This window comes from Brevundimonas sp. FV1ye7S (genome assembly GCF_058680995.1).
The window spans coordinates 1,293,840-1,315,444 of sequence record NZ_CM178726.1 but is presented as its reverse complement, the minus strand read 5'-3'; the positions used below and the strand labels follow the sequence as shown (position 1 = coordinate 1,315,444).

General features: G+C 66.1%; 19 protein-coding genes. 8 read left to right on the top strand and 11 right to left on the bottom strand.

The annotated features are described in order from the left end of the window. Positions 1-103 precede the first annotated feature (103 nt). The 11 genes from ACW18C_RS06225 to ACW18C_RS06175 all read right to left on the bottom strand — a co-directional run bounded on the left by ACW18C_RS06225 (position 104) and on the right by ACW18C_RS06175 (position 9,790). Entirely contained in the window at positions 104-1,279 is a 1,176-nt protein-coding gene (locus tag ACW18C_RS06225) for a zinc-dependent alcohol dehydrogenase (RefSeq protein ID WP_035305121.1), read from the bottom strand. 32 nt (positions 1,280-1,311) lie between these two features. Beyond that, the gene (locus ACW18C_RS06220; RefSeq protein WP_492073491.1) at positions 1,312-1,881 is read right to left on the bottom strand and encodes an SRPBCC family protein; all 570 of its coding nucleotides are present in this window, start codon (positions 1,879-1,881) and stop codon (positions 1,312-1,314) included. A gap of 244 nt (positions 1,882-2,125) precedes the next feature. Then, positions 2,126-2,851: a Crp/Fnr family transcriptional regulator gene (locus ACW18C_RS06215; protein WP_492073489.1), complete on the bottom strand. Its 726-nt coding sequence runs from the start codon at positions 2,849-2,851 to the stop codon at positions 2,126-2,128. Positions 2,852-2,885: 34 nt separating this feature from the next. After that, positions 2,886-3,461, bottom strand: coding sequence for a Crp/Fnr family transcriptional regulator (locus ACW18C_RS06210; RefSeq protein WP_492073487.1), 576 nt, complete (start codon positions 3,459-3,461; stop codon positions 2,886-2,888). Positions 3,462-3,547: 86 nt separating this feature from the next. Further along, positions 3,548-3,805 (bottom strand): DUF6894 family protein, encoded by a 258-nt coding sequence (locus tag ACW18C_RS06205; RefSeq protein WP_492073485.1) that lies wholly within the window; start codon positions 3,803-3,805, stop codon positions 3,548-3,550. 44 nt (positions 3,806-3,849) lie between these two features. Next, entirely contained in the window at positions 3,850-4,749 is a 900-nt protein-coding gene (locus ACW18C_RS06200) for a manganese catalase family protein (RefSeq protein ID WP_492073483.1), read from the bottom strand. A gap of 244 nt (positions 4,750-4,993) precedes the next feature. Further along, a complete protein-coding gene (gene trhA, locus ACW18C_RS06195; RefSeq protein WP_052004630.1) occupies positions 4,994-5,626 on the bottom strand; it encodes a PAQR family membrane homeostasis protein TrhA in 633 nt (210 codons plus the stop codon). 205 nt (positions 5,627-5,831) lie between these two features. Continuing rightward, the gene (locus ACW18C_RS06190) at positions 5,832-6,689 is read right to left on the bottom strand and encodes an SMP-30/gluconolactonase/LRE family protein (RefSeq protein ID WP_008263857.1); all 858 of its coding nucleotides are present in this window, start codon (positions 6,687-6,689) and stop codon (positions 5,832-5,834) included. After that, positions 6,686-7,318 carry a 2-dehydro-3-deoxy-6-phosphogalactonate aldolase gene (locus ACW18C_RS06185; protein ID WP_492073482.1) on the bottom strand — a complete coding sequence of 211 codons (633 nt, stop codon included), beginning with the start codon at positions 7,316-7,318 and terminating at the stop codon, positions 6,686-6,688. The genes ACW18C_RS06190 and ACW18C_RS06185 overlap by 4 nt, the downstream gene beginning before the upstream one ends. Beyond that, positions 7,315-8,190: a 2-dehydro-3-deoxygalactonokinase gene (locus ACW18C_RS06180; protein WP_492073480.1), complete on the bottom strand. Its 876-nt coding sequence runs from the start codon at positions 8,188-8,190 to the stop codon at positions 7,315-7,317. The genes ACW18C_RS06185 and ACW18C_RS06180 overlap by 4 nt, the downstream gene beginning before the upstream one ends. Positions 8,191-8,215: 25 nt before the next feature. Next, positions 8,216-9,790 (bottom strand): sodium/sugar symporter, encoded by a 1,575-nt coding sequence (locus tag ACW18C_RS06175; RefSeq protein ID WP_492073478.1) that lies wholly within the window; start codon positions 9,788-9,790, stop codon positions 8,216-8,218. Between the two features lie 193 nt (positions 9,791-9,983). On the opposite strand from ACW18C_RS06175, the gene ACW18C_RS06170 reads away from it, so the two are divergent. From ACW18C_RS06170 to ACW18C_RS06135, 8 genes are all read left to right on the top strand, one after another. After that, positions 9,984-10,757: an IclR family transcriptional regulator gene (locus ACW18C_RS06170; RefSeq protein ID WP_035305131.1), complete on the top strand. Its 774-nt coding sequence runs from the start codon at positions 9,984-9,986 to the stop codon at positions 10,755-10,757. A 127-nt stretch (positions 10,758-10,884) separates the two neighbouring features. Beyond that, entirely contained in the window at positions 10,885-11,634 is a 750-nt protein-coding gene (locus tag ACW18C_RS06165; protein WP_492073476.1) for an SDR family NAD(P)-dependent oxidoreductase, read from the top strand. Beyond that, a complete protein-coding gene (locus tag ACW18C_RS06160) occupies positions 11,635-13,446 on the top strand; it encodes an IlvD/Edd family dehydratase (RefSeq protein ID WP_492073475.1) in 1,812 nt (603 codons plus the stop codon). 158 nt (positions 13,447-13,604) lie between these two features. Further along, a complete protein-coding gene (galA, locus tag ACW18C_RS06155; protein ID WP_492073977.1) occupies positions 13,605-16,064 on the top strand; it encodes a beta-galactosidase GalA in 2,460 nt (819 codons plus the stop codon). Positions 16,065-16,093: 29 nt separating this feature from the next. Continuing rightward, the gene (locus ACW18C_RS06150; protein WP_492073474.1) at positions 16,094-18,718 is read left to right on the top strand and encodes a TonB-dependent receptor; all 2,625 of its coding nucleotides are present in this window, start codon (positions 16,094-16,096) and stop codon (positions 18,716-18,718) included. A gap of 34 nt (positions 18,719-18,752) precedes the next feature. Next, on the top strand, positions 18,753-20,165 hold the full coding sequence (locus ACW18C_RS06145; RefSeq protein WP_492073472.1) for a glycoside hydrolase family 53 protein: 1,413 nt from the start codon (positions 18,753-18,755) through the stop codon (positions 20,163-20,165). A gap of 200 nt (positions 20,166-20,365) precedes the next feature. Further along, positions 20,366-20,671, top strand: coding sequence for a DsrE family protein (locus ACW18C_RS06140; RefSeq protein ID WP_492073470.1), 306 nt, complete (start codon positions 20,366-20,368; stop codon positions 20,669-20,671). Between the two features lie 97 nt (positions 20,672-20,768). Further along, entirely contained in the window at positions 20,769-21,419 is a 651-nt protein-coding gene (locus tag ACW18C_RS06135) for a peroxiredoxin (protein ID WP_492073468.1), read from the top strand. Positions 21,420-21,605 lie beyond the last annotated feature (186 nt).

Below are 21,605 nucleotides of genomic sequence, written 5' to 3'. Positions count from 1 at the left end.
CGGCGCCGGGCCACGGTCGAACGTATCGACCGGTGACGCGGCAGGACCTGGCCGTCGACGTCGATCATCAGACCGCTTCTCGCCAGCCCGGCTGGTGCAGCCGTCAATGCGGCTTCAGGATCACCTTGGTCCATTCATTCTGGTTTTCCTTGAAGTTCTTGTAGCCCTCCGCCGCCTGTTCGAGAGGCAGGCGGTGGCTGATCAGGTCGGTGGTGTCGATCCCCCCCTCCAGGATCAGCTGAAGCAGCTGCGGCAGGTAGCGCTGGACGTGGGTCTGGCCGGTCTTGAGCGTCAGCCCCTTCTCCATGAAGGCCCCGACGGGGAACTTGTCGGCAAAGCCGCCATAGACGCCAGGCACCGAGACAGTGCCGCCCTTTCGGACCGCCATGATGGTTTCGCGCAGCACATGGGGGCGGTCCGTGCCCAGCCGCGTCTCCTGCTTGACCGCATCGATGATATTGTCGGGCGAGAAGCCGTGGCTCTCCATGCCCACCGCATCGATGCAGCTGTCGGGCCCCAGACCCGCAGTCATCTCCAGCAGGGCTTCGCGCACCTTGACCTCGTGATAGTTCAGCACCTCCGCGCCGTTAGCCTTGGCCAGCGCCAGACGGTTGGGATGATGGTCGATGGCGATGACGCGACCAGCGCCCTGCAGGATGGCGCTCTTGACCGCGAACAGCCCCACCGGGCCGCAACCCCAGATCGCCACTGTGTCGCCGGGCTGAATCTGCGCGTTCTCCGCGGCCATCCATCCCGTCGGAAAGATGTCCGACAGGAACAGCACCTTCTCGTCCTCGATGCCGTCCGGGATCTTGATCGGACCATAGTCGGAATAGGGGACGCGCGCATATTCCGCCTGCCCTCCCGCAAAGCCGCCGGTCAGATGGGAATAGCCGAACAGGCCGGCGACCGACTGCCCATAGGCGATCTCGGTAGCGTCCGCCTTGTCGGCCGGGTTGGAGTTGTCGCACGCCGCCGGCATCGACTTCTCGCAGAAGAAGCATTGGCCGCAGGCGATGACGAAGGGCACGACGACGCGGTCGCCCTTCTTCAGGCTGGTGTTGCCCCGGCCGACCTCGACCACCTCGCCCATGAACTCATGGCCCAGGATGTCGCCGTTGGACATGCCGGGGATCATGCTGTCGTACAGGTGCAGGTCCGAACCGCAGATGGCGGTGGCGGTGATCTTGATGATGGCGTCGCGAGGATTGACGATCTGCGGGTCAGGGACGGTGTCGACCTGAACATTGTGTTTGCCGTGCCAGGTGAGGGCGCGCATGGGCGAATCCTTATCGAATGGTGTCGGAAAAATCAGAAGTGGCGAGAGGCGCGGGGCGCGGCGTCAGGCGCCTTGGAGGTCGAGATCTCGCCCGTCTCCATCAGCTGCTTGAAGCGACGAAGCTCGCGTCGGGCCTGGATGCGGGGTTCGCGCTGCATCACCTTGGCGACGACCTTGCCGACGATCCCCGCAGGCGGCTCGTAGCTGATGAAGACCCGCACCTCCGTGCCCCGCCCGAAGGCGTTGTCTCTGAACGCCACCCAGCCTTCGTGGTCGACGTCGGAGCCTTCGCTGGAGGTCCAGGCGATTCGTTCGCCGGGAACGTCCTCGATGATTTCGCTGGTCAATTCGACGTCCTTGTCGCCTGGGCCGGCGACGATCCAGCGCGAGCGGCCGTCTCCCAGAACCTCGACCGACTTCACGGTCTCCGAGAAGGTCGGCAGGTTCGTGAGATCGCGCCAGTAGGCGTATAATTCGTCGCGAGGCCGATTGATCAGGACGGCCCTGAGGCTGGACGCCTCGTATTCGCCCTCGCGTCGATCCTTGTCGACGAATGCGGTCGACCCGACATCGGCGTCGGTCGAAACTTCACTATAAGACATGGGTTTAGCTCCGGTCAGCTGAGTCTGGTCAACCACCCGGCCGGAGCTTCGTTCCCAGTGTCCGCGAAGGAACAGGCGCGGCTGCCGGGGGTCGGAAGCCGGACCCAACCCCGGAGTTCCCATGACAGACGCCCTGGCCCAGACCGCCGCCGAAAACGCCCGCCCCCCTGGCCGAGCAGGCAAGATGGCGGAGCCTGGCTCCGGCGCCTGAGCCGAAGCCAGGCAGGAGATCCCACGCCGATCCTCACGGGGCGGCGTGACATCCGCAGGCGGTCTTCGTCAGGCCGCTGGCATCCAGGATCCGGATCTTCCCCCGCCCGGTGCGCGCTCCCCCGGCGCCCTCAAGCGCCCGGCACGAGCCGTTGACCGTAGAGCGACGGAGCCCGAGCATGTCGCCGATACGCTCCTGCGACAGCAGGATGTCCTGGCGCGGAGCCGCGCGGTGAATGGACAGCAGAAGGTCCGCGACGCGAGCGGTGGCGAGATGTCGGCCGACGCAGACGAGGCGGCGTTCCAGCCTGGCGCGTCTGCGGTCCTCTGCGTCCAACAGGTGGAGCATCCCTGCCTCGCCCGCCCGATCGAGCCAATCGACCAAAGCAACCCGATAGATTTCCCCGTCGGTGATCCACTGACCGGCGACGGAGCGGCCGGTCCCGGTCGCCACCACGTGACCCGGTCCCAGGATTTCGGCCGACAGGTCCGAGCCCGCCGCCTCGGTGGCCAGGCAGCCGGAAACGATCACCGCCACCTCCCCCGCCCCGAGGTGGAAGTCGCCCGCGCGGCGGGCCTCGACGACGCCCACCGACAGCGCCCAACGACGTCGCTCGGGCGGCAAGGGCGCGAAGGCCTGCCACAGGCGCAGGGTTTCGGTCGTCGGACCCGACACGGCCGAGGCCGGCCGTTGGCGCGCAGGCGCGCTCGCCTCTGCCAAACAGTCGGGCGCAAAAGCGGAGGATTGTTCTTGGGGCATGCTCTTTCCTGCGCCTCCATTTCGGGGGGCGCATTCACATAGGTGAACGACGCCCCGAAACATCCAGTCTCTGACAGCCCGCCCCGACGCCGTGAGGCGGTGGCGGCGATCTGGCTCTCAGAGAGGCTCGTGCTGAAGCCGCAGGAAGGCGGGATCGAACTCCGCCAGGGGCGATCACGAACTCCGTCAAGGCGACGACGCCATGGTGCATCTGCTTCGTCATGAAGCTATGCAGATCGACAAAGTCGCCGCTGACGTTCAGTTCGGTGATCTGCCGTCCGCCATCCGCGAGGGTCGAATAGCGAGCCGTGAAGCCGCTGGTGAGCAGAGTGCTGTGCTCCGGCCGCGCGCCCTCCCGGACGATGTCGGTCCCGGCGGCGACGCGTTGCAATGGCCCCAGCACCTCACGAAGCGCCGCCGCTTCTTCAGGCGTCAGAGCATCCCTGCGGCTCAGCTTTTCGATCAAACCGTACAAAATCACCCCACCGCCGCGTAACGTGTCCGGGGTCCAAACGTTGCGAGGCGGCGGGACGTTCACATGGGGATGCGCGTCGCAGAACACGCGCTCGGGGTTGGCCCATGAGGCACGCCAAACCTGCTTCTGCTTCACCCACGTCGGGTCTGGGTGCGGCGCTCCCGAGGCGTGCCCTCGACGGCCATGGAGGACCGGCCTGGGAGTTGGACATCCTTCCAAGGCTAGTCTTGCACGGCCCCGACGTTCAATCTCGCCAGCATATGGGCCACGGCCTTCGCCGACATCTCTTCGGCGATCAGCCCGGTGACGACAGCCCCGGCGGTGTCCGTGCAGAGAATGCGGAACGGACCCGCGCCCCGGATGTCGATCTCGCCGTCCCGCAGCACCTCGCCCATGACCGTCAACGTCATTCGACGGGCGGCGGCCTCGTCCGCCAGATCCTCGCCGTCGAGGTCCCGGAATGGGCGTCCATTCAACATGTGAAAATGATAATGCGGCATGGACGCCCGGCGGTTCGAGGGGATCAGTCGAGGAGGACGGTGGTCTTGCCCGCGCCTGGCCCTGCGCCCAAGTCGGCGCCGGTGACGGGGTTCGCATCCGGATCCGACGCGGTTCGCAGCGCGAAGGCGTTCACGGACGACTCGTCGGCGGACTCGAGGACGACCGAGGCCGAACCGTCGCCGCCGTCGACAGCCATCTGGTTCTCCGGATCCTCGACATACTCCCACTGCTCGCCCTCGTTCCAGGGACCGCGTGTATTCCCCTCGCCCTGCGACAGGTCATAGTATTTGTCGCTGAACTCGGGCACGCCGCCGATCTTGCCGGCGGGGAAGTTGGGATCGATGGCGTAGAGCGCCTTTTCGAATGACTTCTGGTGCGCGACCTCGCGGGTCATCAGGAACATCAGCGCATCCTTGACGCCCGGATCGTCGGTGACGTTGATCAGGCGCTCGTAGACGATCTTGGCGCGGGACTCGGCGGCGATGTTCGACCGCAGATCGCAAGCCGGATCGCCGATCGAGTCGATATAGGCCGCCGTCCACGGCACGCCCGCCGAGTTCACCAGCGCCGGCGCGCCGCCGTACAGGATGGAGGTCGTGTGGCTCTCGCCCCGATCGTTCAGGGACATGTACAGATCCGCCTCCTCCAGCGCCGCCTCGGCCATCTTCCCCTTGGCGCCGCGGTTCAGCATGGCGACGATCGAACCGATCACCTCCAGGTGGCTAAGCTCCTCGGTGGCGATGTCGAGCAGCATGTCCTTGCGGCCGGCGTCCTCTTCAGCCAGCGCCTGCGTGAAATAGCGCATCGCCGCCGCCAGCTCGCCCTGCGGACCGCCGAATTGCTCGAGCATGAGCGTCGCCAGGCCGGGGTTCGGCTCGGCGACGCGCACCGTGTACATCAGTCGCTTGTTGTGAATGAACATTGAGAGGGTCCTGCTGGGGGTGATGGACCCGTAACCGGAAGCCGTCATCGCTGTTCCGAAAGTCACACAGCAGACGTTCGAGCCGGGCGTTCGGCGCGGCGCCCACGTCCAGGCGGAACATCGCCAGACCGCCCTTGGCCAAGCCGAGGTCGCCGAGATCATGACGACGGATTGGGACGCTTCCCGCCCCAGTTCCAGTCCGAACTCAGGGCTGACGCAAGCCCGCGCGACGGCCGGGCCGCGCTCAGGCGATCACGGCCAGCAGCACCGCCACCCAGTGAACGGCGGCGGCGGCCACCACGTGGCCGTGCCAGATGGCCCGTCGGAACCGGAGCGCCTTGCGCGCATAGAAGCCGACCCCGATCGAATACAGCAGGCCGCCGACCGCCAGCAGGATCAGCGGCGCGATCCCGAGGCTCTCCATCAGCGGCTGCACCGCGATCACCATGAGCCAGCCCAGGGCCAGGTAGATCGCGATCCAGAAACCGCGCCCCAGGCCCGGCAGCAGCAACTTGGCCAGGGCCCCGAACAGCGCCGTGGCCCACACCGCCGCCGTCATCCCCCACGCCCAGGCCCCCGTCAGATGTTGGGTGGTGAACGGCGTGTAGGAGCCCGCGATCATGAGGAATATCCCCGCATGGTCGAAGCGCCGCAGCACGGGCTGAAACCGCGCGGGCGCGAAATTATAGGCCGTCGAAAGCGCGAGCATCGTCAACAACCCGCCTGCGTAGATGGCCGAAGCCGCCAGGCGGCCCACATGGCCGAATCCGATCGCCAGACCCAGCAGCATCCCGCCCCCGACGAGAGCGAGCGCCAGACCCGTCAGGTGCACCACCAGATCGGCCAGCCGCGCCTGGGGGTCGTCATAGTGTTTCATAAGCGTGGATGGGTCGGTCACGGGCGTATCCGATGCTGGGCCGCCAACGGCTACACCGCCTCCAGGAGGCGCGCCAAGCGCTGCGGCGATTTCAAGCGGCCAGTTCGAGGAATCTGCCGCTTAAACCGTCACCGGCACAGGCCATCCGCCAGGCGACTCGGCCTGTCACGCCAATTGCCGCCGACATCATCGGCCTCAAGGGCGATCACAGCCGGATCAGGTTCTGCGGCAGGCCGGGCGTCTTGACCCGCAACCGGTAAAGGCCGCCCAGAGTCGGTTGTTCGCCGCGCTTGTCGGCGTTCCCCAGCCAGGCCGTGGTCATATAGAGGTCGCGCAGATCCTCGCCGCCGAAGGCCGCCTTGGTGACGGTCTGGACCGGCATGTCGATCTTGCCGATCCGTTCGCCCTCAGGCGAAAACTGCGCCACCCCCCAGCCGTTGAACAGACCGACGTGCAACACGCCGGCGGAATCCATGCTGGGACCGTCGGCATAGCCGTCGTCGGTCACGGCGAAGACCCGCCGGTTCGACAGCGCCCCGTCGTCATGGTCGAAGGCCAGGATGGTCCTGGCCAGGGTGTCGTGGTGATACAGGGTGCGGCCATCCGGGCTGAGGCACGGCCCGTTGGTGACGCCATAGCCATCGTCGTGCCGTGTCAGCTCGCCGTCGGCCCAGCGATACAGGGCGCCGGTCTTGACCACCTCGCTGTCGTCCATCGAGCCGAACCACAGCGACCCGTCAGGGGCGACGAAGCCGTCGTTCAGCCGGTTCTGCGGCCGGTCTTGCTCGACCGGTTGGATCAGAGTGAAGACACCCGTATCCGGTTCAAACCGGTGCAGGCCGCCGCGCACCCCGCAAACCAAAGATCCGTCCTCGGCCGGCAGGGCGAAACCGATCTGGTCGGGCGTGTCCCAGGACGCCGTGTCGCCGGTCGCCGGCGTATAGCGGTGCAAGCCCCGGCCCTTGATATCGACAAACCAAAGGGCCCCGCGCACGGCGTCCCAGGCGGGGCCTTCCGCCAGCTCGGCCCCCAGGTCCCAGACAAGTTCGGCTGCGGCGCTCATTGTCCGCTTCCGAACCAGGCCGCGACGAAGGCGCACGCAGCCGCACCCACCTCGTCCGCCGTTCGGCCGGGTCTGTAGAGGGCCGAGCCGATGCCAAAGCCGTCGGCGCCCGCCGCGCGCCAGGCACCCATGTTGTCCGGATCGACGCCGCCGACCGCATAGACCGGCTGCCCCTTGGGCAGGACCGCCTTGATCGCCTTGACGGCGCCCGGTCCGGCCAGTTCGGCGGGAAACAGCTTCAGCACGTCGGCCCCCGCCTCCAGCGCAGTAAAAGCCTCCGTGGGAGTGAAAAAGCCGGGCATGGTGAACAGGCCCAGCGCACTGGCGCGTTCGATTACGCGCGGGTCAACGTTGGGCGAGATCACCAGTTGCCCGCCCGCATCCGCGACGTCCTGCGCGGCCGAGGGCGTCAGGACCGTGCCCGCTCCCACCACCGCCCGGCCATCCATCGCGTCACGCAGCCTCCGGATGCTCTCCAACGCGCGGGGAGAGTTCAACGGCACCTCCAGGCAGGTGAAGCCGGCCGCGACCAGGACCTCGCCGATCTCGACCGCCTCCTCGGGCGTCAGGCCGCGCAGGATGGCCACGAGGGGCAGCGTCTTCAGGGCCTGTTCGACGGCCTGGGTCATGGGATCGCCTTCCAGATGCGGTGGAGTCCGTGCGCCACAGCCACTTCGCCGGAGGTGCTGCGGATGTCTTTAAAGCCGGCCAGAGCCAGGGCGCGTGCATAGCGTTGGCCCAGGCCCGCCTCGCTCACCACCTGCACCGGCTTGTCGCGATGGGTCGTCTCGGCCGCCAGTTCGGCGCCGATCAACAGGCCGGACAGGAAGTCCGCCGCTCCCTCTGGGCGCAAGGAGCCGGCCAACTGCCGGACGCGAACAGTGAACAGGTGGGCGGTGACGGCCGGGTCGGACAGCGCCAGCCGCACCCCGTCGTCGAAGGCGGCGTCGTCACCGCCCGGCGCTCCCATGTCGCGACCGATCAGTGTGGCGTGGCGCACGGCGGCGAACAGTTCGCCGGTCAGATAGGTGCGAAAGCCCGCGAGGGCGCCGTTCTCGACCCGCACCCATTTGCTGTGGGTGCCGGGGGCGATCATCAGGCCTGTTTCGTCTGGGCCGAACAGCCCCAGCGCCTGCGTCTCCTCGCCGCGCATGACGTCGCCCAGTCCCTGGGGCGTCAGGGCGACGCCGGGAACGATATAGATGTCGCGCGCCGCATCCGGTCGGGCCAGTCGCGCAGCCAGGGTCGCCACATCGGCCGGGCAGAAGGCATAGGGCGTCTCGATCCAGCCTTGGCGCGATCCGGCCATGCCCGCGATCAGCACCGGCGCCAGGTCCAGCCAGTCGCCCGCCACCTCTTCAAGCACCCCGAGGAAGGCGCCGGAGGCCAGGCGGCCGACGCCGCGGGGGTCGATGCGCCGATCCAGCACCGCCCCGTCCGCCCCCAGTCGCATGATGCGCAGATTGCTGGTGCCCCAGTCGACGCCGATCAGTCCGGTCATCTCGATGCGTTCATACAATGAGCGATCACCACCAGATCGAATAGACCAGGATCAGGAAGGCCACGACGCCGACCGCGGCCAGATTGAAGCCCAGCGAGGTCTTGTAGCTGATCTGGTCCAGCTTGATCTTCATGGCGTCTGGCTTGGCCGGGATCAGCAGCGACACGACCACGGCCGCGACCAGGGAGACGACGAAGACGACGCCGACCCGGTTCATGAAGGGGAAGATGAACTGGCCGGTCTCCTGCAGCCACCAGAAGATGGCCGACAGCACCACCGAGCCGATGGCGGCGGTCAGGGCGCCGGCTTCCGAGGCCCGCTTCCAGAACAGGCCCAGCATGAAGATGACGACGATGCCCGGCGTGAAGAAGCCCGTGAACTCCTGGATGAACTGGAAGGCCTGATCAAACCCGCCCAACAGGGGACGGGCGGTCAGGATGCCGATGACCACGGCGGCGACGGCGGCGATGCGGCCGACGGTGACCAACTGATGCTCGGGCACGTCCTTCCTGATCTTGGCGTAGAGGTCCAGGGTGAAGATGGTCGAGATCGAGTTCACCTTGGACGCCAGCGAGGCGATGATGGCGGCGATCAGGGCGGCGAAGACCAGACCCTTCAGGCCGACCGGCAGCAGGTTCATCATCGACGGATAGGCCTGGTCCGGCGCCGACAGGTTCGGGGCCAGGATCAGGGCGGCCATGCCGGGCAGGACCACGATCACCGGCATCAGCAGCTTCAGATAGGCGGCGAAGGCGATGCCTTTCTGGGCTTCCGGCAGCGACTTGGCGGCCAGGGCGCGCTGGATGATGTACTGGTTGAAGCCCCAGTAGCTGATGTTCATGACCCACAGGCCGCCCAGCAGAACGGCGATGCCCGGCAGCTCCTGATAGTGCGGATTGTCCTTCGACAGGATCATGTCGAACTTCTCGGGGAACTGGGTCAGCAGAGTGTGGAAGCCGGCCGCCGCGCCGCCCTCGCCGCCGATGGTCGACAGGGCGATGAAGCCGATGATCAGACCGCCGCAGACCAGCAGGGCGACTTGCACGATGTCGGTCAGGGCCACGGCCTTGAGGCCGCCCCACAGCTGATAGGCCAGGGCGAAGACGCCGATGGCGACGATGGCGTAGTCCTGGTTGAAGCCGGTCACGGTGTGGACGGCGATGGCGCCCAGCCACAGGATCGAGGTCACGTTGACGAAGACGTAGAGCAGCAGCCAGAAGACGGCCATGACATTGCGGATCGTCGGCCCGTACCGCTGCTGCAGGAACTGCGGCATGGTGACGATGTCGTTGCGCAGGAAGATCGGCAGGAAGAACTTGCCGACGATCAGCAGGGTCAGGGCCGCCATCCATTCATAGGAGGCGATGCCCAGGCCGATCACATAGCCCGATCCGCTCATGCCGATGATCTGTTCGGCCGAGATATTGGCCGCGATCAGCGAGGCGCCGATGGCCCACCAGGGCAGGCTCTTGGACGCCATGAAATAATCGGTGGAGGTCTTCTGCTCACCGGCCTTGGTCCGCGAGACCCACTGGGCCAGGCCGAAGATGAAGACGGCGTAGATCGCCAGAATGGCCAGATCGATGCCCGCGAGCGTCATGTGCATTTCCCCCAACTATCGTGCCCTTTGGTTCGGGCTTCCGCAAAAGCCTAAGGGAGGCGCGGGCGGGCTGCAACGGCTTTTTATATATGCGTAAACATTTCACGGGCGACAATGTTAGGGTCGGTGTCCTTCGAAGGCTTCACCCGATCAGGGAGCCCCGGTAGCCTATCCATCTTCCGACAGGATTCTCATGACTGGCCAAGCTTCCACCGACGATCGCAAATACCGCGCCCCGGCGCTCGAGAAGGGGCTCGACGTCCTTGAGCTGTTGTCGGCCCAGGGCGAACCCATGACGCCATCGCAGATGTCGGTGACGTTGGGGCGTTCGGTCAGCGAATTGTTCCGGATGATCCAGGTGCTGGAGTTCCGCGGCTATATCGAACAGTCGCCGGACGGCTATCGGCTGACCAACCGCCTCTTCACCCTGGGCATGACCCAGGCCCCGATCAAATCTCTGGTCGACGTCGCCATGCCGGCCATGCGTGACCTGGCGTCCACTACGCGACAATCCTGCCATCTCGTCGTACCCTCCGGTGACCAGATCGTGGTCATCGCCCGGATCGAGAGCCCCGGAGATCTGGGTTATTCGGTCCGGATCGGCTATCGCCGCAGCATTCTGGACGCCACCTCGGGGCTGATGTTCTATTCGCGCGCCAACGAGCGAGCGCGCAAATATCTGCACGACCGTCTCGTCGCCCTGTTCGGAGCGGCGGTGGTGGCCGAGTTCGCCGAACGCGCCGACGCCATGACCCAGGGGGCGCATGTCGAGCGGGCCAGCGATTTCGTCGTCGGCGTGACCGATCTGGTCGCCCCGATCATGGGCTCGGACGGCGTCATCGCCACCCTGATCACGCCCTTCATCGAACAGACGCCCATGGTGTGCAGCAAGGCGGAGGCAGCGACCCTGCTGGTGCGGACGGCCACAGCGATCTCCGGGCAGATGAGCGCCGTCTCCCAAGCCTGAGAGCCAGGACAGTCCACCGTTGACAGGGCCAGTGGCTATTGCCATTTTCGTGGACGGCACAGGTTTCATTTGTAAAATCTCACAAGTCGCCGGATAAACGGCGGGCGTCGAGGAGGCGCGCTCTATCATGGCCGCCATCTATCCTGATCTGAAGGACAAGACCGTCATCGTCACCGGAGGCGCGGGGGGGATAGGCGAAGCCATAGTCCGCAGCTTCCACGCCCAGGGCGCCCAGGTCGGCTTCCTGGATATCGACACACAACGCGGACCCAGGCTTCGGGCCGAGTTGGGGGCGGACACATTGTTCATTCCCTGCGACCTGACCGACATTCCGGCCTTGAAGGCTGCGGTCGCGGAAGTGCGCGCGGCGTTCGGGCTGATCGACGTTCTGGTCAACAACGCCGCCCATGACGAACGTCATGCGACCCTGGACGTGACCGAGGAATACTGGGACGGCCGCATGGCCATGAACCTGAAGCACCAGTTCTTCGCCGCCCAGGCCGTGCTGCCGGACATGCAGGCGACGGGCAAGGGCGCCATCGTCAATCTGGGATCCACGTCATGGATCATCGGTCAGGGCGGCATGCCGGCCTATACGGCGTGCAAATCCGCCGTGATTGGGCTGACCCGTTCGCTGGCCCGCGACTTCGGCCCCTTCGGCGTGCGGGTGAACGCTGTCGCGCCCGGATGGATCATGACCGAGCGCCAGTTGGAGCTGTGGGTCACGCCAGAGACCGAAAAGGAAATCTACGCCAACCAGTGCCTCAAGCGCCGACTCGTGCCGGACGACATCGCCAAGATGGTCGTCTTCATGTGTTCGGACGAGGCGGGGGCAATCACCAACCAACACTATGTCGTCGACGGCGGCTGGACCTGAATGACCGATACCTCAAAGACCCCTCCCCCCTCCAAGACGCTCCGCAGCCGCGCCTGGTTCGACAATCCGGAAAATCCGGACATGACGGCCCTCTATCTTGAGCGCTATCTAAACTACGGCCTGACGCGCAAAGAGCTGCAGTCCGACAAGCCGATCATCGGCATCGCCCAGACCGGTTCGGACCTGTCGCCGTGCAACCGCCACCACCTGGTGCTGGCCGAGCGCGTGCGTGAAGGCATCCGTGAGGCGGGCGGCATCGCCATGGAGTTCCCAGTTCACCCGATCCAGGAAACCGGCAAGCGCCCGACCGCCGGCCTGGACCGCAACCTGGCCTATCTGGGGCTGGTCGAGAGCCTGTACGGCTATCCGCTGGACGGGGTCGTCCTGACCATCGGCTGCGACAAGACCACGCCCGCCTGCCTGATGGCGGCGGCGACCGTCGACATCCCCGCCATCGCCCTGTCGGTCGGACCCATGCTGAACGGCTGGCACCGGGGCGAGCGTACCGGGTCGGGCACGATCATCTGGAAGGCGCGACAGATGATGGCGGCCGGCGAGATCGACTATGACGGCTTCATCGAGTTGGTGGCGTCCTCAGCTCCGTCGGTCGGTTACTGCAACACCATGGGCACGGCGACGACGATGAACTCGCTGGCCGAGGCCCTGGGCATGTCGCTGCCCGGCTCGGCCGCCATTCCCGCCCCCTACCGCGAGCGCGCCCAGGTCGCCTATGAGACCGGGCTACGGATCGTCGAGATGGTGCGCGAAGATCTGAAGCCGTCAGACATCCTGACGAAAGAGGCCTTCCACAACGCCATCGTCGTCAACTCGGCCATCGGCGGCTCGACCAACGCCCCGATCCACCTCACCGCCCTGGCCCGCCACGCCCATGTCGACGTGCCGCTGAAGGACTGGCAGACTGAGGGGCTGCACGTTCCGCTGCTGGTCAATTTGCAGCCTGCGGGCGCCTATCTGGGCGAGGATTATTTCCACGCCGGCGGCGTGCCGGCGGTGGTGTCAGAGCTGATGAAACAGGGGCTGATCCGCGAGAACGCCCTGACTGTCACCGGCAAGTCGATCGGCGACAATTGCCGCGACGCCGAGATCGTCCTGCCCGATGTGATCAAGACCTTCGACGCCCCGATGAAGACCGACGCCGGCTTCGTCGTCTTCACCGGCAATCTGTTCAACTCGGCCATCATGAAGCTGAGCGTGATCTCACCCGAGTTCCGCGAACGCTATCTGTCCAACCCCGATGACCTGAACGCCTTCGAGGGCCCTGCCGTCGTGTTCGATGGGCCCGAGGACTATCACCACCGGATCGACGACGAGAGCCTGGGCATCACCGAACAGACCCTGCTGTTCATGCGCGGCGCCGGCCCGATCGGCTATCCGGGCGCGGCCGAAGTCGTGAACATGCGGCCGCCGTCCTACCTGATCAAGAAGGGCGTCAGCGCCCTGGCCTGTATCGGCGACGGACGCCAGTCGGGCACCTCCGGTTCGCCGTCGATCCTGAACGCCTCGCCGGAAGCGGCGGCGGGCGGGAACATCGCCCTGCTGAAGACCGGCGACCGGGTGCGGATCGACATGAACACCGGCCGCGCCGACATCCTGATCTCGGACGAGGAACTGGCCGAGCGCCGCAAGGCGTTCGAGGCGGCGGGCGGCTACAAATACCCGGCCTCCCAGACGCCGTGGCAGGAAATGCAGCGCGCGGTGGTCGGTCAGTTGGAGACCGGCGCCGTGCTGGAACCGGCGGTCAAATACCACCGGATCGTCGACAGGTTCGGTCTGCCTCGCGACAGCCACTGAGCACGATCAACATCGCCTGTAAAAATTATTTCATTGACAGAAGTCGGCCTAGCCGGTTTCCTGAACTCAAGGGCCGGCAACAGGCCTGAGGGTTTCAGGGAGGCGTCGCGTTGGATCGCGAAGATCTACTAGTTTCACGCGTGGATCGGCGCGCCCTGATGCAGGGCGCAACGGCGGCGGCCGTGGCGGCGATTCTTCCCTCAACCCCGGCCTTGGCGGCGACGCCCGAGACCCGACGACGCATCAAGCTGGCGTTCGATTGGAAGTTCGCTCTCGGCCACGCGGCGGACATCGACAAGGATTTCGGCTTCGGTCGAGATCAACGCACCTACGCCAAGACGGGCGGCTCCGAGACCTCCCCCATCGCCGAGGCGGCGAAGGCGGACTTCGACGATTCCGCCTGGGCCGACGTCCAGATTCCGCACGATTGGGCGATCAACCTGCCCTACGATTCCACGCCTCGCATCCTGGCACCCGATCAGGACGATCCCCGCGCCGCGCATGGGTTCCACGCCCTGGGCCGCGACCATCCCGAGAACAGCGTCGGGTGGTACCGACGCCCCCTGGACATCCCGGCCGACTGGGCCGGCCGCCGCATCGGACTGGAGTTCGACGGCGCGTTCCGCCAGGTCGTGGTCTTCGTCAACGGGATCATCGTCGACGAGCATGCCGGCGGCTATTCGCCCTTCCGCATCGACATCACCGACGTGGCGCAACCCGGCCGCACCAACTGGCTGACCGTCCGTGTGGACGCCAGCTTGGGCGAGGGCTGGTTCTATGAAGGCGCGGGTCTTTACCGACATGTCTGGCTGACGGCGGCGAACCCGCTCCATGTGCCCCCCGACGGCGTGTTCATCCGGGCGGAGCCGCAGGGTTCGGGTGCACGGGCGACGGTCGAGGCGGCCGTGCGCAACCAGTCGGACTCGTCCCGCACGGCGACGGTGCGTACCGTCGTCGTGGTGCCGAACGGCCTGGAGAAGGCGCGACGGGAAGTCATGCTGTCGCTGGCGCCCTGGAGGAACGAAAACGCCGACCTGGCCCTGGCCTGGGACGTTGCTCCCCTGTGGTCGCCCGCCGATCCCCAGCTCCATCGGCTGACCACCGAAATCGAGATCGACGGCGTCGTGGTCGACCGGATCGAGACGCCCTTCGGCGTCCGGTCCGCGGTCTTCGACGCCCAACGCGGCTTCCTGCTCAATGGACAACCGCTGAAACTGCTCGGCGCCTGCTGTCACCAGGACCACGCCGGCGTCGGCGCCGCCGTCCCAGACCGGCTGCAGGCCTGGCGGATCGAGCAGCTGAAGGCCATGGGCTGCAACGCCTATCGCGCCTCGCACAATCCGGCCACGCCCGAACTGATGGACGCCTGCGACCGGCTGGGCATGCTGGTCATCGCCGAGACGCGGCGCATGTCCTCCGACGAAGAGTCGATGACAGAGCTGGCCACCCTGGTTCGGCGCGACCGCAACCGCCCCTCGGTCATCGCCTGGTCGATCGGCAATGAAGAACAGGCGATCCAGGGCAATGAGACCGGCGCCGCGATCGCCCGCACCATGAAGCGGCTGGTCAACCGACTGGACCCGTCCCGCCCCGTCACGGCCGCCAAGGACCAGGATTTCGACACCGGCGTGTCGCGCGTCGTCGACGTGCTGGGCTTCAACTATCGCACCCCCCAGATGGAGGGCTATCACGCCCGCTTCCCGGATCAGCCCATCCTCGGCAGCGAGACGGGCAGCACGGTCTCGACCCGGGGCGAATATGTGCTGGACGCGGCCCGCCACATCGTCCCGGCCTATGACCGCGAGCATCCCTGGTGGGCCTCGACCGCCGAGGAATGGTGGACCATTGCGGCGGAGCGCCCCTATATCGTCGGCGGCTTCATCTGGACCGGCTTCGACTATCGCGGCGAACCGACGCCCTACAGCCGCTGGCCCAGCGTCGGCTCCTACTTCGGCGCCATGGACTCCTGCGGCTTCCCGAAGGACAATTACTGGTACTACCGCGCCTGGTGGCGGCCCGAACCGCTGCTGCACCTGTTCCCGCACTGGAATTGGGAAGGGCGCGAAGGCGAGGAGATCGAGGTCTGGGTCCATTCCAACCTGGATCGGGTCGAACTGTTCGTGAACGGCCGCTCGGCCGGATCGAAGATGGTCGAGCGCAACCGCCACCTGGCCTGGTCCGTGCCCTATGCGCCTGGGGTGCTGGAAGCGCGCGGGTTCAAGGACGGCCGGCTGGTCGCCACACAGCGCCGCGAAACCGCCGGCGCGCCGGCGGCCCTGCGCCTGTCGGTGGACCGTGAACGACTGACTGCCGACGGCGAGGACGTGGCCATGATCGCCGCCAGCGTCGTGGACGCCCGTGGCCGACCCTGTCCGCGCGCCAACGACCTGGTCGCCTTCGAGGTTGCGGGCGACGCCCGGGTCATCGGCGTCGGCAACGGCGATCCCGTCAGCCACGAGCCGGATCGCAGCGACCGCCGACATCTGTTCAACGGACTGGCCCAGGCCATCGTCCAGACGGGCCGCAAAGGCGGCCCCATCACCGTCACCACGCGGGCGGAGGGGCTACGGCCCGCCGTGCTTCGTCTCGACGCCCGCACCATCAAACAATCGACCTGAAAATCAGGCGAGCACAGGGGGAGTTTCTAATGACCGCCAATCGCAAGACCATCGCCGCCGCCAGCGTATCGCTGGCCGCCCTTCTCGCGGCCGCGCCCGTCTGGGCCCAGGAAGCGCCGGCCGCTGAGCCTGCGGAGGCCGCACAGGTCGACGAGGTTGTCGTCACCGGCATCCGCGCCTCGCTGCGCGATGCGATCGGCGTCAAGCGCCGCTCGGACCTGGTGGTCGAGGCCATCTCCTCCGAAGACATCGGCCAACTGCCGAACGTGACCATCGCCGAAGAGCTGGTCCGTCTGCCCGGCGTCAACGGCACGCGCGACCGCGGCAACCAGAGCCAGGCCTCGATCCGCGGCCTCGGCCCGCGTCTGGTCCTGGGCCTCGTCAACGGCCGCGAGGTCGCCTCGTCGGAGCCGGACCGCAACGTCCGCTGGGAAATCTACCCCTCGGAAGTCGTCTCGGGCGTCGAGGTCTACAAGTCCCAGTCGGCCGATCTGATCTCGGGCGGCATCGCCGGCACCATCAACATCCGCACCATCCGCCCGCTGGACTATCGCGGTCCCAGCTTCGTCGGCACGGCCGGCGCGGTCTATTACGAGGGCGGCGAAGACCTGCCCGACTATGATCCGCTGGGCTCCCGCTTCAGCGCCAGCCTGACCCACCGGCTGACCGACACCCTGGGCGTCAACCTCGGCGTGACCCACCAGGAGCAGAAGAACGGCTATTCGACCTTCGAAGGCTGGGGCTGGAACGATGAGGACACCGGCGGCTCGCCCGGCGATATCGACGGCGACGGCGATCTGGACGCGACCTTCTGGGGCGCCCAGACCCAGGTCAAACGCCTGACCGAGACCCGCAACGGCGTAAACGGCGCCCTGCAATGGAAGCCGTCCGACCAGTTCGAACTGAACATGGACGCCCTCTATTCGAAGGTCGAAATCGACGAGGATCAGAACCAGATCTGGTACGGCAGGAACAACACCTACGCGAACTTTGCCGGCGCCTCCGGCTGGGCCTACGGCGATCCGGCCGCCTCCTACACCATCATCGACGGCACAGTGGTCGCCGCCACCCTGCCCTTCGCCTCGGTCACCAACGTCATCGCCAAATACGTCGAGGACAAGACGCTGCTGGCCACGGGGCTGAACGGCAAGTGGATGTCGGGCGCCTGGACCCTGACCGGCGACGTCGCCTATTCCAAGGCCGAGCGCGAGAACCTGTGGCGCGCGATCTTCACTGAACACTATCCCGCCCTCGCCGGCGTCGATATGACGCCGGGCCGGACGCCTTCGGCTTTCGCCAGCTACAATACGTCAGACCCTAGCTTCCAGCCGCTGTTCGACTATGTCCCCGGCCAGGCCGATGGCGGCAAGCTGACCGACGAACTGACATCGGCTCAGTTCGACGTCTCGCGCTACGGCGGTGAGACGGGCGTGACGGAAATCTCGTTCGGCGCCCGCGTCGCCGACCGGTCCAAGGCCTATGAGCGGCTGCTGTGGACCCAGGCGCCGATCGTCGCCACTCTGCCCGCCGGCCTGCTGAGCAGCTTCACCGTTTCCGACTTCGACACCCCCGGCTTCCTGAACGGCGATTTCAACGCCCTGGCCCAGGCGGCCTATGGAGGCTTCGTCCAGCCCATCGACGCGGTGGACGAAGCCTCAGGCTGGTCGGTCGATGAGACGGTCTTCGAAGCCTATGTGAAGGTCGATTTCGCCGGCGACTTCGCCGGACTGCCCATCACCGGCAATGTCGGCATGCGCGCGGTCCAGGCCGAGACAACCAGCCAAGGCTATGAATCGGTCAATAGCGGCGCCCTCGTGCCGATCTCGATCGACAATGACTATTTCGAACTTCTGCCCAGCCTGAACCTGACCCTGGCCCTGGATGAAGACCAACAGCTGCGGTTTGGCTTGGCCCGGACCCTGGCGCGTCCGCCGCTGGATGAACTGCGCGCCGGCCGCACCCTGTTCAACACCAGCCCTCCGCCCACAGGCTCGGCCGGCAACCCGAACCTGACCCCCTACATCGCCAACCAGGTCGACCTGTCCTACGAGTGGTATTTCGCGCCGGAAGCCCTGTTCGCGGCCGCCGCCTACTACAAGGACGTCGAGACCCACATCGGCTACTTCACCCAGCCGGTGACCATCGACGGCGTGACCTACAATGTCACCGGTCCGTTCAACGGCGACGGCGGCGGCATCAGCGGCATCGAGCTGACCTTCCAGACGCCGTTCCGCTTTATCCCGGCGCTCGAGAACTTCGGCGTCTACGCCAACTTCGCCTATGTCGATTCCGACGTGAAGGAGTTCTCGCCGGCTAATAACCCTCTGGAGTCGACCGGCCTGGCCCGCGAGACGGCGACGGTCGACCTCTGGTACTCCGACGGCAAGTTCGAGAGCCGGCTGGGCTACAAGTACCACAGCCCCTTCACCGTCATCAGCGGCTGGGACGGGTCTGCGCTGCGCACGCTGGACAGCGAATCCACCCTGGACTTCAGCGCCTCCTATCAGGTGACGTCGAACCTGGGCGTGCGCTTCCAGGCCAGCAACCTGACCGATGAAGAGGTCAACACCTACTACGACAACGACGAGAACCGTCTGGCCAGCAACACCCGCTTCGGTCGCCGGTTCAGCCTCGACGCCACCTTCCGCTACTGACCCCGCGTCGCACCTCAAGCCTACGGAATCGCCCATGAAGATCCGCCGCATCCTCCTTCCCGCCTTCGCCGCCCTGCTGGCCTTGCCCGCGCAAGCCCAGCAGGCGGAACAGCCGGCGCCCTTCTATTTCGGCGCCGACCTGTCCTATGTGAACGAGATGGAGGACTGCGGCGCGATCTATCGCAAGGACGGCCAGGCGCGCGATCCCTACGGCCTGTTCGCCGAAATGGGCACCAATCTGGTGCGGGTCCGTATCTGGAACGACGCCGAATGGACGAACTACAGCGACCTGGACGACGTCCGCGAAACCATCCGCCGCGCCCGCGCGGCGGGCATGGAGGTTCTGCTCGACTTCCACTATTCGGACGACTGGGCCGACGGGGACAAGCAGATCGTGCCCAAGGCCTGGCGCTCGATGCGCGACGACACGCCGGCCCTGGCCCAGGCTCTTTATGACTACACTTTCCAGACCCTTCGGACGCTCGACGCCGAAGGCCTGATGCCGGACCAGGTTCAGGTCGGCAATGAAACCAACCCCGAAATGATGGGCGAGCTCGACTGGAAGACCGCCCGCCCCGGCATCAACTGGGAACGCAACGCCGCCCTGTTCAACGCCGGGATCAAGGCCGTACGCGACGCCGGCGCCCAGTCCAGCATCCAGCCTTTGGTCATGCTGCACATCGCCCAGCCCGAGAACGTCGAACCCTGGTTCGCCGACGCCTGGAAGCACGGAGTCACCGACTTCGACCTGATCGGCGTCAGCTATTATCGCAAATGGTCGACCCAGGGCCTGGACGGACTGGAGCAGACGATCAATCGTCTGCGCCATCGCTATCCAGCGGAGGTGGTTGTGGTCGAGACCGCCTATCCGTTCACCACGGACTCGGCGGACGATTCCCCGAACCTGCTGGGCGAGGACTCCCTCTTGCCCGGCTATCCCGCCACCTACGAGGGCCAGCGCCAGTACATGGTCGATCTGACCCAGCGGGTGAAGTTCGCTGGCGGCGTGGGTGTCGTCTATTGGGAACCGGCTTGGGTCTCTACCGACTGCTCGACCCGCTGGGGTCAGGGATCCAACTGGGAGAACGCGACCTACTTCGACTGGCGACGCGACGGGGAACCGACCCCTGCGGCGACCTTCGCCCAAGCCGCCTATCAAGAACCGACGACCGTCACTCTGACCATTCGTCGTCCCGAGGGCGCCGCCGGGTCATTGTGGCTCTGGGGCGATTTCCTAGGCGCCAACGACGTCGCCGTGCGGCTCGCACCCGACGGCTCCGACCCAAGTCTTTACCGTTACACGACGAAAGTCAGGCCCGAAACCGACATCCGATTCCAAGTCTTCGACCGCCGCCCCTTCGAACGGGGTCTGCTCGAATCCGGCCAAGTGATAGCCGTTCACGTTGGAAATGACGACTTCGTCGGGGTCTATTCGACTACGCGCTGACGGTTTGGCGGACACCTTCGACGGCAGGCGCGGGTCGCCGTGATCAGCCGGTGCGAGGCGCTGGTCCCGATCATGAACGCCCTGAAGGTCGATGCCATTGAGGGCGTATAGTTGACCGAACTGGGCCTAGTCGTCACGACCACCGACATGGCCCCGAGGAGGCGGGCGAACAGCCGGATCGCGTCGCGCGGCTGACGAATATGCTAGCGGCGGGCGGCGTCGACGACGCCCATCGTCAGATCGTCGTCGTCCTGCACGGCGCCGCCATGACTGCGGTCCTGTCCGACGCCGCCTGGGTCGCGCGCGGCAAGGGCGCCGCCAATCCCTACAGCGCCCTGATCCGCGCCCTCCTCGCCGCCGGCGTTCAGGTGCGCCTGTGCGGCCAGGCCATGGCGGGCAACGGCGTCACGGAAGCCGAACTCGAACCGGGCGTGACCGTCGATCTCGCCGCCCTGATGACGGTGATTCACCATCAACAGGCGGGTTATGCGCTGATCGTCAATTGACGCGGGGCATAGGCTGAACCTTTCAGGTGGATAAAAACTATTAGTTTGTGTAATTATGTATATAAGTGTTGATCAGGGTGTCTGAAGGAGACATCACATGACCGGACTTCCCCGCCTCAACGAGCCCGCCCCCGACTTCCACGCCCGCACGACCCACGGGGATCGCTGCCTGGCCGACTATCGCGGCAAATGGCTCATTCTCTTTTCCCACCCCTCCGACTTCACCCCAGTCTGCACGACCGAGTTCATCGGCTTCGCGAAGCGCGCGGATGAGTTCGCTGCGATGAACTGCGACCTTCTGGGACTATCGATCGACAGCATCTTCTCCCACCTGGCCTGGACCCGGAACATCAAGGAGAAGTTCGGCGTCGAAATCCCCTTCCCCATCATCGAGGACCTGAAGATGGAGGTGGCCCAGGCCTATGGGATGATCCATCCGGGCGCAGCCGACACCTCAGCCGTTCGCGCGACCTTCCTGATCGATCCGGAAGGCAAGCTTCGCGCCATGGTCTATTACCCCATGAGCAACGGCCGCAGCATCGACGAGTTCGTCCGACTGCTGACCGCCATCCAGACGTCGGACGCCAATGGCGTGGCGACCCCGGAAGACTGGCGCCCGGGCCAGCCGGCCATCGTGCCCCCGCCCAAGACCGCCGCGGCGGCCGAGGCCCGCGCCTCCGAAGGCTACGACTACACCGACTGGTACTTCTCGACGCGCGAGCTCCCCGACACCCCGAAAGCCGCCTGATCGGACGCCGGCCGGACCGCGACAGCGGCCCGGCCCTCCCTTTCCCGGACGCGAAAGGAGCTCACACGGGCGGCCTAAGACGAATCCAAGAGGCGGAATCTACCGACCTTCAGGCCGCTTCGCCATGCCGAACTACATACTTGCGCCAAGTATGAATATATCTATATATGAACACCCAACGGAGAC

Excerpts from the sequence above, each read along its gene's own strand:
- ACW18C_RS06180 (WP_492073480.1), bottom strand. The coding sequence starts at position 8,190 with ATGACCGGACTGATCGGCGTCGACTGGGGCACCAGCAATCTGCGCATC.
- ACW18C_RS06170 (WP_035305131.1), top strand. The coding sequence starts at position 9,984 with ATGACTGGCCAAGCTTCCACCGACGATCGCAAATACCGCGCCCCGGCG.
- trhA (WP_052004630.1), bottom strand. The coding sequence starts at position 5,626 with ATGAAACACTATGACGACCCCCAGGCGCGGCTGGCCGATCTGGTGGTG.
- ACW18C_RS06215 (WP_492073489.1), bottom strand. The coding sequence starts at position 2,851 with ATGCCCCAAGAACAATCCTCCGCTTTTGCGCCCGACTGTTTGGCAGAG.
- ACW18C_RS06140 (WP_492073470.1), top strand. The coding sequence starts at position 20,366 with ATGCTAGCGGCGGGCGGCGTCGACGACGCCCATCGTCAGATCGTCGTC.
- ACW18C_RS06200 (WP_492073483.1), bottom strand. The coding sequence starts at position 4,749 with ATGTTCATTCACAACAAGCGACTGATGTACACGGTGCGCGTCGCCGAG.
- ACW18C_RS06145 (WP_492073472.1), top strand. The coding sequence starts at position 18,753 with ATGAAGATCCGCCGCATCCTCCTTCCCGCCTTCGCCGCCCTGCTGGCC.
- ACW18C_RS06135 (WP_492073468.1), top strand. The coding sequence starts at position 20,769 with ATGACCGGACTTCCCCGCCTCAACGAGCCCGCCCCCGACTTCCACGCC.
- ACW18C_RS06185 (WP_492073482.1), bottom strand. The coding sequence starts at position 7,318 with ATGACCCAGGCCGTCGAACAGGCCCTGAAGACGCTGCCCCTCGTGGCC.
- ACW18C_RS06205 (WP_492073485.1), bottom strand. The coding sequence starts at position 3,805 with ATGTTGAATGGACGCCCATTCCGGGACCTCGACGGCGAGGATCTGGCG.
- ACW18C_RS06160 (WP_492073475.1), top strand. The coding sequence starts at position 11,635 with ATGACCGATACCTCAAAGACCCCTCCCCCCTCCAAGACGCTCCGCAGC.
- galA (WP_492073977.1), top strand. The coding sequence starts at position 13,605 with ATGCAGGGCGCAACGGCGGCGGCCGTGGCGGCGATTCTTCCCTCAACC.
- ACW18C_RS06220 (WP_492073491.1), bottom strand. The coding sequence starts at position 1,881 with ATGTCTTATAGTGAAGTTTCGACCGACGCCGATGTCGGGTCGACCGCA.
- ACW18C_RS06225 (WP_035305121.1), bottom strand. The coding sequence starts at position 1,279 with ATGCGCGCCCTCACCTGGCACGGCAAACACAATGTTCAGGTCGACACC.
- ACW18C_RS06175 (WP_492073478.1), bottom strand. The coding sequence starts at position 9,790 with ATGACGCTCGCGGGCATCGATCTGGCCATTCTGGCGATCTACGCCGTC.
- ACW18C_RS06150 (WP_492073474.1), top strand. The coding sequence starts at position 16,094 with ATGACCGCCAATCGCAAGACCATCGCCGCCGCCAGCGTATCGCTGGCC.
- ACW18C_RS06190 (WP_008263857.1), bottom strand. The coding sequence starts at position 6,689 with ATGAGCGCCGCAGCCGAACTTGTCTGGGACCTGGGGGCCGAGCTGGCG.
- ACW18C_RS06165 (WP_492073476.1), top strand. The coding sequence starts at position 10,885 with ATGGCCGCCATCTATCCTGATCTGAAGGACAAGACCGTCATCGTCACC.